Origin of the sequence: Streptomyces sp. NPDC006925 (genome assembly GCF_042869575.1) — a bacterium.
Taxonomy (GTDB): domain Bacteria; phylum Actinomycetota; class Actinomycetes; order Streptomycetales; family Streptomycetaceae; genus Streptomyces.
This window is the reverse complement of the sequence record NZ_JBIAGB010000036.1, coordinates 21,042-36,555: the sequence shown is the minus strand read 5'-3', so window position 1 is coordinate 36,555 and position 15,514 is coordinate 21,042. Positions and strand designations below refer to the sequence as shown.

The following is a 15,514-nucleotide window of genomic DNA, read 5'->3' as shown; positions in this document are numbered from 1 at the left end:
GAGATGCGGGTCGTCTCGCGGTCTCGCACCCTGGGGGCATGGCTGCTGCGGTGGTGGTCCATGGCCCCGACAGTGAGGGAGGCCGTCGCGTCGTCGCCCGCGGGCAGATCCTCGGCACCGCTTACAACGTCTTCGACGTGCTCAGCTTCCTCGAAGAGGTCGGGCTCGACCCCGCCACGGTGAGACTGGATGACGCGGGCCTCATCGACTGGCGCGGCGGCGGTGCGTGGGAGTGGGCACCCGGCAGTGGAACGTGAGGCCGGGGACTGCGACAGCGGGCCCCGGCCTCACGGGGCGGCTACGGTGCGATGTGGGTCTTCACCCTCGTGTCCGGGCAGGCCGTCGCCCGCTCGTCGAGGGCGTTCTTCTCCGCCTGGTCGACGGCAAGCTGCCACCGGGTTTTGGTGGCCACCCAGTCCGAGAGGTACTGGCAGGACGCGGAGGCCGCCGGCACCCACCAGTCAGAGGGGTCCTTGTCGGCCTTTTGCCGGTTCTCCCGGGCGGTCACGGCCACCAGGGACCGGGGCGCGTCGAGGTCGTTGGCGTACCGCTCGCGGCGGTCGGCGTCCCACTGGGAGGCGCCGGAGTCCCAGGCCTCGGCGAGCGGCACCATGTGGTCGATGTCGAGGCTGCGCGCGCTGGTGGTGTCCTTGTCGTCGTAGTACGAATGCCACCTGCCCCCTGTCAGCTTGCAGCGTTTCCCGACGGCCGCTTCTTCGGTGGCTTCCTCGATGAGGACTTCCTTGCGGGTGTTGCAGCCGTCATGGTCGGCGTCGATCCAGTGCTTGAACTTGCTGCGCTTGTAGCCGGCACGGCTCTCCTTCTCGAGCGGCAAGGCCTCGATGGCCTGCGCCACCGGCAGGTCGACAGCCCGCCGGGCGGGCGCCGGGTCGGCCCCCGCGGGAGCAGCGGCAGTCAGCAGGGGCACAACCAGAGCAGCGGCCGTCAGACCGCGAACCAAAGTGATCACCCTGCCGTTGTAGCCGGGCGTCTGGCTGCGTCTCCGCCTCATCGTGGTAAACCACCCGACCGTGCAGTAGCAAGTGGGTTCCCGTCAGGTGATGGGCGCGGCCGGGGCGAGGGGTCCTCGGACCGGCGGTGTTCCGGGCCTCGCGCTTCACCGAACCCATTCTGCTCGCCCTGGCGGTCCTGGCCCTCCGCGCCCGCGTCCAGCGCTGAATCATCCCCGCTGCCCGAGGTGGTGTATCGCGTAGCCGCGCTCCTCCGGGTGCCGTTGCAGCCGGGCCAGTACCCAGGCGGTCCGGGCGTCCATGCCCATCCCGCACGTGGCGGCCAGGCGCCGAGCCCGCCAGGTGGTGCGCGGGGCAAGCAGCCACCGGGCGAGCGGGAAGCGAACCCGAGGCCCCTGCCCCGGGCTCTTCGTCGAAGCTCTCGCGGTGCCGAAGGTGGGGGTGTCTGTCACGCCGAGAGCGTCGCGCCCCTCCGCACCGGACTGCTGCAAATCGACGCCTCGCCACTCGAAGGCGGTAGGCGCGCCGCGCGGTGTGTTGACGCGAAGCTGCGGGGGCGCCGACGTCTCCCTTCGTTCCTGGGCCACGGTTGCGGCCGCGGATATCCGAGGTATAACGGCGCCCTCTTCCAGGGCGGGCCGGCCCCTTAACCCAGGCATGCCATCTGTCCGGAGTGCACCTCTCAACGCCCCTCCATTTTCGGCCAGTTGGTCAATCTGTCCGCGCGGAACGCCGCATCCAAGGCAACATACGCAGCGAACTCGCTCGACTACCAAAAGCAACGAGATGGGGGAAGATGCCTGGTCGCTCGAACCCGGACCTGACCAACACGCTGACGATGCTGCACACCGCCGTCATGCACACGGACAAGAGCTTCCGCGATGAACTCGACAAGAGCGTCGAGAAGCTCGAGGCGGCCAACCAGGCCGCTCACAGCAAGACGGCCAAGGAACTCGTCGACGAGCTCAGCCGGATGCGCGCGAACTTCCGCGAGGTCTACAACAAGCTGAACTCCAACGGGGAGGCGCTCAACAGCGCCGTCCAGGACGTCGTAGCCCAGCTGCGCTCCGAGCTGCGCGCGGTCCGCAGCGCACTCGCGGACCTCACCCCCGAACCTCCCCCGCTCACCGGTCCGCTCTCCCCGACCCCGCATTCCCACGAGGAATCCGGGGTCGGGCGCGGCGACACCAGCCTCACTGCTGCAGTCGCCGTCGCCGAGCCTGCCGAATCCCAGGAGAAGCCCGACCTCACCGGCGCGATCCCGGCGCAGCGCTCCGCCGCCAAGGACGCCGGGTCCGGGCCGGTGCTGTCGGCTGAGATGGTCCGTCAAGCTGTCCGCGAGGTCCTCATCGAGGAACTCGCCCCCATGCTCGCCCCGCCCCGCACCGGCGAGAGCCCGGCCGACCGGCAGCAGGATGTTCCCGGGCAGCTGCAGGAAGCTGCCGGGGAGATCAGGCAGGAATTCAGCACCGTCCTGGAGGAGGCCCGGGCCGAGCTGACCTCTGTGCGGAAGCAGGTCTCCGGGCTGCGCACTGTGGTGGAGGAGCTGCTGCCCCGCCCCGACACCACCGCCGCCGGGATTGCGGCTGCGGAGGTGGGCGCGGAGCACAGCGCCCTACTCAGGACTGCGGCCCGCGTCTCCTCAACCGGCCTGCTGTGCCATCGCGACATCTGGGAGTTCCTCACCGCCCGCGCCGGACAGCATCCGCACTTCCGGGTGCCGCCACAGGTCGTCGACGAGGGAGACGAGCGGATCCGCGCCGCGCTCTCCGGCCGCTCCCTGATCGCCCTCCTGATCAGCCTTCACTCCATCCAGCACACCGCCAGTGAGGGCGACGGCGACCAGGAACTCGCAGCCACTGTGTACGAGCGGATCGAGAAGAGCCTGACCGGCCTCACCTCCAGCGGTGAGCCGGTCACCATCACCCTCGACGACCGCACCCGCCCCGCCCCGAACACCCAGACCGCCGAAACCACCGACGAGCCGACGGACACCAACGCCGAGCCGAACTCCAGCGAACAGGCCCCAGGCCCGGACGAGGAGCCCAGCCCCACCACCGTGTGACCCGCCCAGCCCAAGCTCCGGGCCCGGCCCTCCAAGCGCGGGCCCGGCTCGGCGGCCCTCCACCAGCAGCAGTCATCCATCGAGGGCCGAGCCGATCACGCCGCAGTGGCGGAGGTGCCCGGCGCGAGCGCTGCGCGGGCGGTCCTCTTCAGGTCCTGGCTGGCGAGGAAGTAACCGTGCTCCTCGACCAGACCGGAGGCGTGGAGCGCAGCTTCCTTCTCGGTGACGACCTGTCGCACCCGCTCCCGCACGCCCTCGGCATCGTCGCCGGGATAGGCATTCAGCTCATCGAACAGCTCGTAGACATGCTGCTGGAGTTTGATGAGGTCAGCGTGTCTTTCAGGGTCGATCACAGAGGCCATACCGACGAGCCTACGACCGGCTGATGACATCTCCGACCTATGTGGGGGTAGGGCGGAGCGGTAGCGGGGTGGCCAGCGGAACACTTTTGGCGTGCGTCCGGGCGCTGCGGTCGTCGCGGGAGAGACGCACGGTTCGACGGCGAGTCAGACGCAGCTGTCCGGATCGCGTCGGGCGGGCGCACGGGTGCATGGCGGTTGATTCGGGTGTCGGCGGTCTTTACTGCATGCAGCGTCACATTCACCATCGGTAATCCGGAGGGGAATGAGGGGGAGGCCGGGATGTCTACGGGAACGAGTGGCGCGTATTGGTCGGCTCAGGCGCTGCCGAGCGTGCTCAAGCACAATCTGCTGGGCCGGTACATACCGCAGTTCGGGGGGATGACCGGCTCCCGGGACGGCCGGGTGGTCTACCTCGACGGATACGCGGGCGAGGGCCGGTATGAGAGCGGTGAGCCGGGGTCGGCGGAGATCGCCATGCGCGTCGCAACACAGCATCGCGCTCGGGGACTGCGCTGGACGTGCTTCTTCACCGAGAAGGAAGCCAAGTCGCACGCCCGTCTCGAAGAGGTCGCCGCCATCTACCGGCGGCAGGGCGTCGATGCACGGGTGCACCACGGCGAGGCCGACGGGGTCCTGGACGAGGTCCTGCGCACGGCCACCGGTCTGCCCCTGTTCCTGTTCCTCGACCCGTGCGGGCTGGGCCTGCCCTGGCAGCGGCTCACCCAGACCCTGGCGCGCCGGCGGATGCCGCGCCGGTGGCCGCCGACGGAGTTCCTCATGAACTTCAGCATGGTCGCGGTACGCCGCCTGGGCGGCAACGCCCGCTCCGCCAAGGGCCTGGAGCGGTCCTCGGAACGTTTCGACGAGGTGTGCGGCGGACACTGGTGGCGGGACTTCTTCCCCGCCGACCGGGAGCCGGCCCCGGATGCGGCCGAGGCCGTCGCGGCGGAGTACGCACGGCGCCTGGGCGAGGCGACCGGCATGCTCGTGCAGTGGATTCCGGTGGCCAAGGCCCCGCAGCACAAGCCCGTGTACTACCTGGTGTTCGGCACCCGCCGCCAGCACGGCCTGTGGGTCTTCGGCGACGCTGCCGCCCGCGCCCGGAACGAGTGGTGGGATGGGCTGGAGGTGACCGAGGTCGAGAGCAACCCGGACACGCTCTTCCCCGCGACCTCACTGATCCGCCCCGATCCCAAGGACGTGACCGACAAGGCTGTGCCCGTGATGGCCGAGAATCTCGAGAAGCTGTTACGGCAGGGCAGGTCCGTCAAGCTGGTCGACCACACCCTCGACGTCTTCGGGGACTATTACGGGCAAGTACCCGAGACAGCGGCCCGCGCGGCCGTCAAGCAGCTGCACCGCGACGGCAGAACACCCAGCACCGGGATGGGCAAGAAGGTACGGGACCTGGTCGTCGAGCCGCCGCGGTAACTCACCCGACGGCGGCCGGCAGCGGCATCTGGTCCCAGGTCCGGCCCTCAAGTTCACGGCCGGCCGCCTTCGGAGTGCGCCCACCCCATTGCTTGAAGAAGAAGGCCACTCCCGCCTCCTGGCAGGTGTCCCGGATCTGAAGGGCCCACGCTTCGTCCATCGGCCGGTGCTCGGGGCCGGACTCGCCGCCGGCGATGACCCAGTCGATCCCCGCCAGGTCGAGGCCATCCAGCGAGCCGAGCAGCGGTTCGCAGGACAGGAACCGCACCGCAGCCGGCACCAGCCGCAGATCGTCGACGCGGGGCAGCTCTTTGGCGGTCTCGACCGAGACGCCCATCCACAGGTTCTCGGGCCACTCCAGCCGGTCGGCGACCTGCCGAAGCCGCCGGGCGCGCTTGGTGAGGACCTGGTAGGTGTGCTGCGGCGTGGAGGCGATCACGTCGAAGACCTGGCGGACGTAGTCGAGCGGCACGCGGGCGTGGAACAGGTCGGACATCGAATTGACGAACACCGTGCGAGGAGCCTTCCACCCCAGGGGAACCTCCAGCGCTTCCGGGTGGATCGTCAGGCCGAAGCCCGGGCCGGAAGTCCGCGGGTCACCGTCGGCCTGGTACTTAGGAGACCCCATTGCCTTCAACCGCTTGGCCAGAGCGAGCGCATAGCAGTTGTCGCAACCGGCCGAGACCCGGTCGCACCCGGTCGTCGGATTCCAGGTCGCCTCGGTCCACTCGATCGCGCTGCGGTCACTCAACGCTCTTCCCTCCCCGCCTCGAAGCGGCCTGGCTACCACGGCAGGCAGCATGACCAACGACGCGCCACTCCTGCAGGCACCGGCATCCAACCACCAGTCCGGCCGCCAAGGGGCACGATTCCACTAAATAGAACATCAGTACGTAACTCTCCGTCTGCAGCGCCTCGTATGCCAGCCCAACACGAATCAGTTCCTGACCTCCCACCGGGGTGCGATAGACGTCAGCGAACTGGCGGATACCGGCGGCGTATTCGGTCACGTCGGTCTCCCACCCGCTCCCGTTCGAGTTCCCCCATCCTCACGCGGTCCTGCCCAGCGGCGGCAAGGTTGGGACCGCGGCCGCCGCCCCGGCCTCCCGCGCTGCCCGCTCGGTCCGGGCCCGGCGCAGGGCCGCGGTGTGGGAGGCGTCGGCCTGGCGGCGCCGCTCGGTGAGGGCCGGCTCGATCGGCGCCGGCTCGTCGGCTGCCTGCTCCGGCTCGGGGAACGCCTGGAGACTGAGCACCCGCATCGCGGCGGTCTGCCGCTCCACCGCCTCGGCGATCGACGGGTCGACGCGGCTCGGGCGTGTGGCGGCCTGGTGCGCGGCGAGTGCCTGGTGGAAGCCGGGCGAGGCATCTTCCCGGGTCTTCACCGGCACCTTGGGCGCGGGGGCGGGTATCGGTGCGGCGGCTGCTTCGCGGGATGCCGGGCCGGTCGCGCCGATGGTCATGACGCGGATGGTGCGGACCGCCTGGGTGCCGGCCGCGTCGTTCGCTGCGGCGATGACCCGGGTGCTGAGCAGCCGGAGCTGGGTGGCGTAGGCGGGCGAGTCCGGGCGCAGGTCCAGCTGCCCGGAGTCCGTGTGGAAGGCGACGGCGCTGACGTGGGAGGCCAGGTTCGGGGAGACGGCGGCCGCGATGTCGGACCATTGGTCCAGGATGCTTCCGCCGGCGGCCGGGACGTCCCAGCCCCGGTCGGCCATCAGCCCGGCCAGCACGGCGGCGAATCCAGTCGGCTCCCGCCCGTCCCGTCGCGCGGCCGCGGTCCGGGCAGGCCGCTTCGCCTTCCGGATGCCGCTCTGCCCGCGGGCCTTCGCGGCTTCGCGGGCCTGGCGCAGGGCGATGCGGGCCAGGTCGGCGCCGGGCAGGTCTCCGGCGTCCGCGTCCTGCTGTTGGGTGGGGTTGGTCGTCTCGGTCATTCCGGCCTCCTACCGGTGTCCCAGGGCCATCAGCGAGCTGCGGCTGCCGCTCGCGAGGCGGAGTGCGCGCTGCACGAGGTCAGCGCCGTAGAGCCGTTCAGCAGCGGGTCCCCCGAACGCGTCGACCGTGGAGGTGACGAGCGTCGTGTCACCGCGCATGAACTCGCCCCAGGCCCTGTGCTGCAGATCCTCGCGCTCGGTCTCGCAGAGGTCGTCGATGCCGGTCTGCGCGGGCAGCACCTCGCCCTCCTGGTCCGGCTGCAGCGGCTGCTGGGCGCGCGGGGCGAAGGCCTCGGCGACCATGCGGCAGGCCGCCAGGCTGCGCGGGGCCTGCCAGGCGCCCTCCCACTCCTGGTGGCGGGCCTTCTCCGCGCGCCGGGAGTCCCGGTAGGCCTGGACCGCGCGCTGGCGGCCCTCCTCCGTCGGCCACAGCGCCGTCGCACCGGCCAGCCGCCCGGCAAGGAACCCGGAAGGGCGGTGGACGATGCCCGGGACGTCGCCGCAGTCCAGGAACGCGATCACCTGATCGGCGGTCCAGCCGGCGTCCGAGACCTCCTTGAGGACCCAGGCGATGCGCGGCACCGAGGCCCGGCCCATCCACGGCACCCGGCGGATCAGCTCCGAGGCCAGCTGGAAGCGGCGCCCCACCGCGTTGAGCTTCCGGCGGCCGCGCTTGGCCTTCTTCGGAGTGGGGGACTTGCTGTGCCCGCTTGCGAGCTTGCTCTCAGGGGGGAGGGAAGTACCACCCGCAGAAGAAGAACCCCCAGTACCACCCCCCATTGGGGTGCAACGCTGCCCATCCGAAACAGCCGTCACATCCCCCTGCTTGGCACCCTTCCGGGGCCCCTTCGCCGGGGCCTTCGAGGACGTCTTCGGCCGCGGCTTGCGTACCTTCCGGGATGCCTTCTTCGCCAGCTTGGCCATCAGGCCCCGGCCCGACTCCGCGATCCCGACCACCCGGCGTCCGGTCCCCTCCCCGGCGGTACGGATCCCCAGCGCGGCATCGAACTCGGCCGGGATCATCCGCGCGAACTCCGACGCCTGCGCCGACTCCCCCCGTACTCGGGTGCCCTTGACGATGTACGTCAGCAGCCCGGCCTCCCGCAGCATCCCCAGGTGATACTCCACCGACCGCTCCGCCAGCCCGGTCCGGCGCACCAGGTATCCGATTCCCGGACGGCAGGGGAAGAGCTGCGCGAGCTCCTGGGCGACGCGCACGGTCGTCGGCCCGAAGCTGCGTGGCCCGTGCGACCGGTGACGGCGCGGCTCGTAGAGGCCGGACCCGGCGACCCAGTGGACCGCCTGCATCCAGGAATAGCCCTCCCCCGCGATCCGGCCCGACGACGCCGACAGCCACTGCGACGCCTCCGGCACGAACAGCACCGGCAGCTCGGCGACCGCGTCCTCGACCGACGACCGCGCAGCGGGCACCATCACCGCGGCCGCCGCCACCCCGCTCACCGGCCTGCCCGAACGGATGAGGAAGAAGCCATCGCGTCAGACTCGCGCGGACTGCCTGTGGACAGATTCCGAGAAGCGGCGAGCCCCCGCAGACGTTCCGCGGGGCGGGCAGGGGCCCCCCTCTCGGCCACGATGCGGCGGGCCGGGAGCGTGGCACTCCACCACGAAGAAACTTCGTGACTAATGCCGTGAACAGGGCAAACAGGATGTGCGAATCCCGTCACGCGGGAAGCACGAGTGCCCTGAACCGGTGTGAATCGGGCACTGTCGAGCTGACAAGGGGACACCAGGTCGTGCACTATGACGGGGACACCAACTTCTGCGTGCGATGCGGATGCGGGTGGCAGCCCCCTCCGGGAGGAGCGGGCAGATGCCGAACGGGCGGAGGGGTCTCTCCTCTCTTCTCGGTGGTGAGTCCCTGTGGTGGGGGCTCCGCGGCGACCGGCCGTCAGGCCGGGTGAGTTGGCACTTCTGCGGCTGTGGTGGCCGCGTGAAGAGCGTTTGGGATATATGCGGCTCGGTGAGCCGCAGCTCAGGACCGGGGGTGAGACCGGTGTCTGAGCAGCCGATGCGGGTGGTTAATCCGCGTCGGTAGACGGGCCGCGCGAGGCCAGTGGGTGGTTAGTCCGCTTCTGGCGCGCGCGGTCGATGGCCACTAGGTCATCCCGACCCCCTTGATTCCGAGGTCGGCGTCGGCATGCCCTCATCCGGTTCAGCGGCCTCGGGGAAGCGCTGTGCGAGGCGGTTGAGCAGGTGCATGTAGACAGCTCGGTGTGGACGTCGGGGGTGGGTCTGTCCCAGCTCCCAGCGGGCCACGGCGAGACGCTTTACTCCTACGGCCTCCGCCACTTCCTGCTGCGTGAGGCCAGCCGCGCGGCGCAGCTTCGCGCGCACAGGTGGCGGTGGGAGGACGTCGTCCAGTAGGGCGTCGACCCGCTTCAAGCGGTCCGAGTCGGTCACGGCACACCCTCTCAAGATCGATGTCTCCTCGAAAGATACACCATGCGATGCCCGGTAGGGTTCATGTCCGTGCCCCGCCTCGCGCTTTTCGATCTGGACGGCACGCTGATCGACCGGCAGTCGGCCCTCAGCGACGCCGTGACCGGACTGTGCTGCGCCTACGCTCTCGCTCCGGACGCTGAACAGTGGCTGCGCACCGAGCTGTTCGACCGCGCGACCACCAGCGACTTCGTCCGGTTGCGGGAAGTCTTCGGACTGGAAGCGCCGGCCGCCGAGCTGTGGCAGGCGTACGTCGGCCTCATGGCGGCCGCCGTCACCTGTCGTCCCCAAGTCCTCGAGTGCCTGGCCCGCCTGCGGGCGGCCGCATGGACGATCGGCGTCATCACCAACGGGGCCGGCGACATCCAGCGCGCCAAGCTCGCCGGGACCGGCCTCGCCGACCTGGTCGACGGCGTCGCCGCCTCGGGCGACCTGGAGATCCGCAAGCCCGACCGACGCCTCTTCGAACTCGGGGCCACCCGATGCGGCGTCAGCCTCGCGGAGGGCGGCTGGATGGTCGGCGACAACCCGACCGGAGACGTCAGCGGCGGCCACCAAGCCGGCCTGCGCACCATCTGGCTGCGCGGCCGCCCATGGCCCGACGGACTCCCCGCCGCGCACCACGTCGTCGACGACGTCGCCGACGCCATCACCATCCTGCTCGCAGAGACGGAGTAGCACCGTGGACCAGCCAACCGTCGGGATCCTCCACCCCGGCAGCATGGGCGCCGCCGTCGCCGCCTGCGCCGCGACCAACGCGGCCGACGTCCTGTGGTGCGAGACCGGGCGCAGCACCGCTTCGGTGGAGCGCGCCGCCCGCTTCGGGCTGACGTCCGTGGCGACGCTGGCCGAGCTGCTGGACCGCAGCGACATCGTCATCAGCCTCTGCCCGCCGGCCGCTGCCGAGAGCCTGGCCCGCGAGGTCGCCGGGTACCGCTTCGCCGGGATGTACGTGGAGGCGAACGCCATCTCCCCCGAGCGGACGCAGCGGATCGCCCTGCTGCTCCCGGACGCGACCGTCGTGGACGGCGGTGTCGTCGGCTCCCCGCCGGTCGGCGGCAAGACGCCGACCCTGTACCTGTCCGGGCCCGCTGCCGCGACCGAGCGCATCGAGACGCTGTTCGCGGACACCACGGTCCGGGCCGCGGTGCTGGGCACGGAGGTGGGGAAGGCTTCCGCGCTGAAGCTGTCGTACGCCAGCTTCCAGAAGACCTCGCGGGTACTGGTGGCGCTCGCCGTCGGCATGGCCCGCGAGCACGGCGTCGACCAGGAACTCATCGAGGTCGCCTCCCGGCGCACCGACTCATACCTGTCCGAGCCGCAGTACGTCGCCAAGACCGCGGCCCGCGCCTGGCGCTGGGGCCCCGAGCTCGAAGAGGCCGCCGACGCGCTCGCGGCCGCCGGACTTCCGCCGGAGATGCTGCGTGCGGCCGCGTCCACACTGGCCCGCTGGAACGACGCCAAGGACAGCGAGCTCACGCTCACCGACGCCCTGGACCGACTCGCCCAGCCGTAACTCGCCCTCATGCCGTCGCCGCCCCCGCCCGCTGCGCCAGCAGCTCGTCGATGAGCCGCGCCGCTTCCTGCGGAGCCGACACCGTGGTGTCCACGCTCAGGTCCCAGACCATGCCCGGGTGCGCGTCCACGTCCTCGCGGGTCGCATCCCACGCCGCCAGCCGCGCCGCGGTATCGCTGTCGCCGCGCCCCGCAGACCGCTGCTCGGTCACCTCGCGCGGGCACCACAGCAGCACCACCGACCAGTCGGCCGGATAGCCGCCGACCAACGCTCGGATGCCGTCGACCTGCCCGAGGTGCACCACCGGTACCCCAGCTGCGAACGCGGCGTCCAGGCCGGGCCGGTCGATGGCGTACGCGTTGCCGTACCTGTGGTTCGCGTAGACGACGTCGTCCGCAGCCTCCAGCTCGCGCAGCTGCTCCGTCGTGCCCATCCGGTAGCCGGCCGACTTGCCCGTCCCGACCTTGAGCCGCGCGAACTGCGCGTACCTGGGATCCAGCCCGCGGAGCGCGGTGGTGACGGTGTCCTTGCCCGAGGCCGGCGGGCCGTACAGGATCACACCCTGCTTCGGGCTCACGTGTACATCGCCCCCAGTGCGTGCCGGGCCTGGTCCGCGAGCGTCACTGCGGTCCCCAGCCGGTTGTCGACGACAAGGTGGGGCATCGCCGGGCGCAGGTCGAGGTCGATCGTGGCCATGTACTCGTCCCACCGCTGGAGCTTCCACGCGTCCCGGGCCGCTGAGCGGAATCCGATGTACTCGCGCATCGACTCTTCGTCGCAGCGAACCCACACCGGGAAGACGTCGACCCCCATCGAGCCCGCGCGGTTGGCGAGGCGCTGCATCCAGTCCGAGTCGGTCATCTCGGAAATGAACGGCGCGGTCAACACCGTGGAGATGCCGCACTTGATGTTGGCCATTGCCGACTGCATCAGGCAGTCGTACTCCACGGGCCGGACCTTCTCGCGGTAGAGCTTGGTGTGCCGGTCGTTCGCGTCGCCGCCCAGCGCGACCAGGAGACGTTCCACGAGCGGGCGGGTGAGCGGGTCCTTGTCGAGCAGCGGCCAGCCTGTGAGCTGAACGAAGAAGCGGGCGAGCTCGGTCTTACCGCTGCCCGCGAAGCCGCCGACCAGGATGAGCACGGGACGGTGAGGGTCGCCCCCTGTGTGACGGCGCTTCCACGCGTCAATGATCCGCTGCTGCAAATCGAAGTGGTCGGATTCGTCGGAGCCCGGCGCGATGCGGTGAATGGCGCGCTCAACAGCCAAGACGTGCGAGCCGTTGAGGCAGTCATCCATCGGCGTGAGCTTGAAGGACGTCTCCTCCCCCGGCAGTGCGGCACGGAAACCGAGGTCCGGTTCGGTCGCTCGGTACAGCAGGCAGTAGGCGCGCCGGTAGTGCGGACCGGGGTAGACCTCCCCCTGCTCGTGCTGCCACAAGGTCTGCGGATTTGCAGCGGGAATGCCCTTGAGCTTGGCCCGCTCAGCGACTTCTCGGAGCCGCTCGCCGGCCTTCTCCAGGGTCAGGCCGTGGGCCTCGCGCTGCTCCCGCAGCCGGTCTGGCCTCCACCCAGCGCGCTGCTTCCCCACCCTCTGCCCCTCCGTCATCGTCATGGCCGCGAGCTTAGGGCTCGGGCTGCAAATCGCATGTATACGCGGATGTTGAAAACGCGTGAATGGTGGTGCGTACGAGCTTGGACATGTCCCCGTGATGGTTCGTCCCACCTGGCCCGAGTGTGATGGCCCTCACGAGATCAGCCGACGGGAGGAAGGTCATGGCACGTGAGGTGTTGTCAGTGGTCGTCGTCACCACTCCCGTAGCCTTCGCCGAGTCGAGCACTCGCATGGCGTCGGATGGAGTAGCCGATCTCGAATTCCTCGGCGCTCATCCTGGTGTCGTTCAGCTCGACAACCTCGCCGTTGGAGCTGGTCGTGACTCGCACGACGCGCAGCAGCGGAACGCCAACGTCGGCTGGGAGGTCCAATGCCTCCGCCTCTTCGGGCGAGGGCATGCGGGCGGAGACACCTTCGCTCCAGCGGAGGGGACGATGGCCCATCTCCTCCAGGCGGTCGTAGATTCCTCCGGGGCCTGTGTCGGCCTCTGCGAGTCGAGTTCCTCGAGCGAGTTCAGCCGGCAGGTAGCTGGTGGCCAACTGCTTCGGCTTCCTGCTCTCGGGGTCGCCCATCACGCGGTCACGAACGAGGACTTCGGATCCGGTGGGGATGGACATGAGGACAGCGAGATCGACCGGCACGGTGCCCCAACGCAGGGTGGGAGGCTCCAAGGCCACCCACGGTTGGGCAGTCGGGTCGAAGTAGTAGCCGATCTCATCGCGGAAGACCTGGCGGGAGCGCGTGATGCGCCGCTTCTCATGGCGTTCTCGCACGATGGTTCCTCTGCGGCGCACCGCGACGACCAGACCCTCTTGCTCCAGGAGCGAGATGGCGCTTCGCACGGTCTGGTAGCCAGCGCCGTACTGGGCTTGGAGCTCGGTGAGCATCGGCAGCTTGTCGCCCGGCGCGAATCGCCCCTCGCCGATCTGCTGTCGCAGGTCAGCGGCGATGTCGCGATACGAGACGGGCATCGGAGCCACCTTTCAGAGTGCTACGGGGATCTGATTCTAGGGCTAGCTCTATCAGGCGGCGATGGGCAGGCACAACCGATCGACACGAATAGAGCTATCGCTATTGACGCGGTGGTCCGGCATGGTCTCTACTGGGCGATAGCGATAGCCCTAACGCTCCGTTGAGCAGGGGTTACGCCCCTCGGCACCACCGCAAGACCGCAATAGTCGTCCACCCCGCGGGGTGGCCGGAGTAGTCCCAGTTCGCTGAGGACGCGAGAGCACCATCGAACTCCTCCGGAGCCTGACGGCCGCGACTGTGTGCACGTCGCAGCGCTGTGCGCTGTCTGTCCTGCGGGACGCCGGCCTTGTGCCGTGCGGCCCGGAGGGCGGAGAGAGCATCGCAACCCGCTCCGTCCGTGAGGAGTTCAAATGTCTGCTTCGACCCTCGAGCGCACCGCCCGCCCCCGCCGGAGCCGGACCCGCTCCCGCACCGTCAACGCCCGCCCGGCCTTGGCCCTCTCCACCCTCAAGCCCCACCACTACGACCTGCATCCGGCCTGCGCTTCACTGGTCTGCCCAGACTGCAAAACGTGGGTACCGATCACCGGCCTCGGGACCAAGACGCCGAAGGCCGTGCCGCACGACACCGGCCGTGCGGGCAAGGACACCGCCGCCCGCTGCCGCCTGGGCAGCAACCGCCTGGTCCTGATCGACGTCACGGTCAAGACGTGGCAGGAGCGCCTGGAGGACGGCCACGCGGAGACCGGCCACCGCCGGCGGACCACCGTGCGGCGCAAGCCGAAGACCGCGGTCGCCCCGGCCGTCAGCCAGATCGCCGCGCAGAAGCAGGCGTCAGCGGATGACGAGCCCGGCGGCGGTCGGCCCCTGTGGCTGCTTCGCGAGATGAAGTGGGCGTCGACCGAGTCCGCAGTCCGCGACGCCGACACCCGCCGCGCGCAGCTGCCCGAGGGCGACGCGCCGCTGGGCGCGCCGCCGGTGCCGCTCAAGACACTGCACCCCGAGCACCGCGAGAGCTGACCCGCTCTGGACGAACGACCACGGCCCCCGCCACCCCCCGGTTGACCGGGTGGCGGGGGCCGTGGCTGCTCGTACGAGTGGTGCAGCAGCCGAGTTCCGGTCCGCCGGGCCGAAAGAACAAGCGCGGCGCCCCGGAGAGGCAACTCCGGAGCGCCGCATCACACCAGGAAACCGCGGAGGAAACCTGTGCTGCCCATGATGTTGGCACACCCGCTCGCCCCTGTCGCGGCCGGGGACGACACCGAGCCCGAGCCCCAGCACGAGCGCGACACCAGCAACCCGGACTCGATGCCGGAGCTGCCCCGTCGTCTCCCGCAGACGGGGACCGCCGCCGAGCGTCGCCTCGGCCGGCACCTCCTGGACGCTGTTCGCGCCCAGGACGAGCGCATCCCCGCCGAGCGGCGCGTCCCGCGCACCGTCGCGGAGATGCGCGCCCGCCTCGCAAGTCGGGAGGCGATCTGATGGCCACGTTCGAGGAGTTGGAGGAGGCACGCCGACAGGCTGCCGCGGACCTGCAGCGCGCGAACGAGGCCGCTGACGCACTGCGAGAGACGGCGGAGAACGCCTGATGGGCGAGACCGACGAGGACCGCAGCCTCAACCGCGATCTGGAGGACCCGGCCCCCGACTGGGAGCTGTAGCCCGCACGTGACCGACGACCTCATACGCAGGGCCCGCACCGCACAGCACCACGCGGCGCGGGCCCTGCGCACACACGGGCTCACCGCCCACACCCACCGTCTGCTGCATCGCGCCGCGCTGCTGGCGCGCGCCGTGTGGGCCGCGGGCCACCCCGTCACCGCCCTCCACCCACCGCCCGCCGACCGGAAGGAACCGACATGCACAGCGCAGCCGACCTGCAGATGCGCTACTCCACCCGCATGAAGGCGTTCGTCGCCGCCCGCCTGGGCACCGACTACCGTCTCACCACCCAGCTGACCGAACAGGTGTGGGAGACGGTGCACTCCAGCCCGCTCAAGCTCCCCACCGGTGACGCGGAGGTGTTCAACCGGCTCGCGCAGGCGGCCCGGGAGACCATCGCCGCCCACTACCTGGCGGCACGCACCCGCCGCCCCTACCCGGCCACCCCCGCCGCCCCGGAGCCGATGCTGTCCACCACCCGGCTGGGGGTGGCGGCATGAACCCGACCTCGACGCCGTCCCCTTCTCTCCCGCCTCGC

Annotated in this window: 18 protein-coding genes; 8 read left to right on the top strand and 10 right to left on the bottom strand. The window is 70.4% G+C overall.

The window, feature by feature from the left end:
- Positions 1 to 38 precede the first annotated feature (38 nt).
- A complete protein-coding gene (locus ACFYNS_RS30235; RefSeq protein WP_388550584.1) occupies positions 39 to 257 on the top strand; it encodes a hypothetical protein in 219 nt (72 codons plus the stop codon).
- A gap of 41 nt (positions 258 to 298) precedes the next feature.
- Here the strand turns inward: ACFYNS_RS30235 and ACFYNS_RS30230 are convergent, their stop codons facing one another.
- Positions 299 to 967, bottom strand: coding sequence for an HNH endonuclease family protein (locus tag ACFYNS_RS30230; protein WP_388606048.1), 669 nt, complete (start codon positions 965 to 967; stop codon positions 299 to 301).
- 213 nt (positions 968 to 1,180) lie between these two features.
- Positions 1,181 to 1,423 carry a hypothetical protein gene (locus ACFYNS_RS30225; RefSeq protein WP_388606014.1) on the bottom strand — a complete coding sequence of 81 codons (243 nt, stop codon included), beginning with the start codon at positions 1,421 to 1,423 and terminating at the stop codon, positions 1,181 to 1,183.
- A 344-nt stretch (positions 1,424 to 1,767) separates the two neighbouring features.
- On the opposite strand from ACFYNS_RS30225, the gene ACFYNS_RS30220 reads away from it, so the two are divergent.
- A complete protein-coding gene (locus ACFYNS_RS30220) occupies positions 1,768 to 3,036 on the top strand; it encodes a hypothetical protein (RefSeq protein WP_388606012.1) in 1,269 nt (422 codons plus the stop codon).
- 95 nt (positions 3,037 to 3,131) lie between these two features.
- Here the strand turns inward: ACFYNS_RS30220 and ACFYNS_RS30215 are convergent, their stop codons facing one another.
- Positions 3,132 to 3,398 (bottom strand): hypothetical protein, encoded by a 267-nt coding sequence (locus ACFYNS_RS30215; protein WP_388606010.1) that lies wholly within the window; start codon positions 3,396 to 3,398, stop codon positions 3,132 to 3,134.
- Between the two features lie 279 nt (positions 3,399 to 3,677).
- On the opposite strand from ACFYNS_RS30215, the gene tcmP reads away from it, so the two are divergent.
- Entirely contained in the window at positions 3,678 to 4,829 is a 1,152-nt protein-coding gene (gene tcmP / locus ACFYNS_RS30210; protein ID WP_388606008.1) for a three-Cys-motif partner protein TcmP, read from the top strand.
- Position 4,830: 1 nt separating this feature from the next.
- On the opposite strand, the gene ACFYNS_RS30205 is transcribed toward tcmP, so the two are convergent.
- The 4 genes from ACFYNS_RS30205 to ACFYNS_RS30190 all read right to left on the bottom strand — a co-directional run bounded on the left by ACFYNS_RS30205 (position 4,831) and on the right by ACFYNS_RS30190 (position 9,067).
- Positions 4,831 to 5,580 carry a DUF5131 family protein gene (locus tag ACFYNS_RS30205; RefSeq protein ID WP_388606006.1) on the bottom strand — a complete coding sequence of 250 codons (750 nt, stop codon included), beginning with the start codon at positions 5,578 to 5,580 and terminating at the stop codon, positions 4,831 to 4,833.
- A 298-nt stretch (positions 5,581 to 5,878) separates the two neighbouring features.
- Positions 5,879 to 6,757 carry a DciA family protein gene (locus ACFYNS_RS30200; RefSeq protein WP_388606004.1) on the bottom strand — a complete coding sequence of 293 codons (879 nt, stop codon included), beginning with the start codon at positions 6,755 to 6,757 and terminating at the stop codon, positions 5,879 to 5,881.
- Positions 6,758 to 6,766: 9 nt separating this feature from the next.
- Positions 6,767 to 8,218, bottom strand: a complete 1,452-nt coding sequence (locus tag ACFYNS_RS30195) for a winged helix-turn-helix domain-containing protein (protein ID WP_388606003.1) — start codon at positions 8,216 to 8,218, stop codon at positions 6,767 to 6,769.
- 660 nt (positions 8,219 to 8,878) lie between these two features.
- The gene (locus ACFYNS_RS30190) at positions 8,879 to 9,067 is read right to left on the bottom strand and encodes a hypothetical protein (protein WP_388606046.1); all 189 of its coding nucleotides are present in this window, start codon (positions 9,065 to 9,067) and stop codon (positions 8,879 to 8,881) included.
- A 174-nt stretch (positions 9,068 to 9,241) separates the two neighbouring features.
- Here ACFYNS_RS30190 and ACFYNS_RS30185 point away from each other — a divergent pair, with 174 nt between their 5' ends.
- Together ACFYNS_RS30185 and ACFYNS_RS30180 are read left to right on the top strand one after the other, a co-directional pair.
- Positions 9,242 to 9,895, top strand: a complete 654-nt coding sequence (locus ACFYNS_RS30185; RefSeq protein WP_388606001.1) for an HAD family hydrolase — start codon at positions 9,242 to 9,244, stop codon at positions 9,893 to 9,895.
- Between the two features lie 4 nt (positions 9,896 to 9,899).
- Positions 9,900 to 10,733 (top strand): DUF1932 domain-containing protein, encoded by an 834-nt coding sequence (locus ACFYNS_RS30180; protein WP_388605999.1) that lies wholly within the window; start codon positions 9,900 to 9,902, stop codon positions 10,731 to 10,733.
- Positions 10,734 to 10,740: 7 nt separating this feature from the next.
- On the opposite strand, the gene ACFYNS_RS30175 is transcribed toward ACFYNS_RS30180, so the two are convergent.
- The 3 genes from ACFYNS_RS30175 to ACFYNS_RS30165 form a co-directional block, all read right to left on the bottom strand.
- Positions 10,741 to 11,310 carry a guanylate kinase gene (locus ACFYNS_RS30175; RefSeq protein ID WP_388605997.1) on the bottom strand — a complete coding sequence of 190 codons (570 nt, stop codon included), beginning with the start codon at positions 11,308 to 11,310 and terminating at the stop codon, positions 10,741 to 10,743.
- Complete coding sequence (locus ACFYNS_RS30170) at positions 11,307 to 12,344, bottom strand: AAA family ATPase (protein WP_388605995.1); 1,038 nt, start codon at positions 12,342 to 12,344, stop codon at positions 11,307 to 11,309. The genes ACFYNS_RS30175 and ACFYNS_RS30170 overlap by 4 nt, the downstream gene beginning before the upstream one ends.
- A 179-nt stretch (positions 12,345 to 12,523) precedes the next feature.
- Positions 12,524 to 13,315 carry a GntR family transcriptional regulator gene (locus tag ACFYNS_RS30165; protein WP_388605993.1) on the bottom strand — a complete coding sequence of 264 codons (792 nt, stop codon included), beginning with the start codon at positions 13,313 to 13,315 and terminating at the stop codon, positions 12,524 to 12,526.
- A 411-nt stretch (positions 13,316 to 13,726) separates the two neighbouring features.
- On the opposite strand from ACFYNS_RS30165, the gene ACFYNS_RS30160 reads away from it, so the two are divergent.
- From ACFYNS_RS30160 to ACFYNS_RS30150, 3 genes are all read left to right on the top strand, one after another.
- Positions 13,727 to 14,335, top strand: coding sequence for a hypothetical protein (locus tag ACFYNS_RS30160; RefSeq protein WP_388605991.1), 609 nt, complete (start codon positions 13,727 to 13,729; stop codon positions 14,333 to 14,335).
- A gap of 195 nt (positions 14,336 to 14,530) precedes the next feature.
- Entirely contained in the window at positions 14,531 to 14,797 is a 267-nt protein-coding gene (locus tag ACFYNS_RS30155) for a hypothetical protein (protein WP_388605990.1), read from the top strand.
- 376 nt (positions 14,798 to 15,173) lie between these two features.
- A complete protein-coding gene (locus ACFYNS_RS30150; protein WP_388605988.1) occupies positions 15,174 to 15,476 on the top strand; it encodes a hypothetical protein in 303 nt (100 codons plus the stop codon).
- Positions 15,477 to 15,514: the final 38 nt, after the last annotated feature.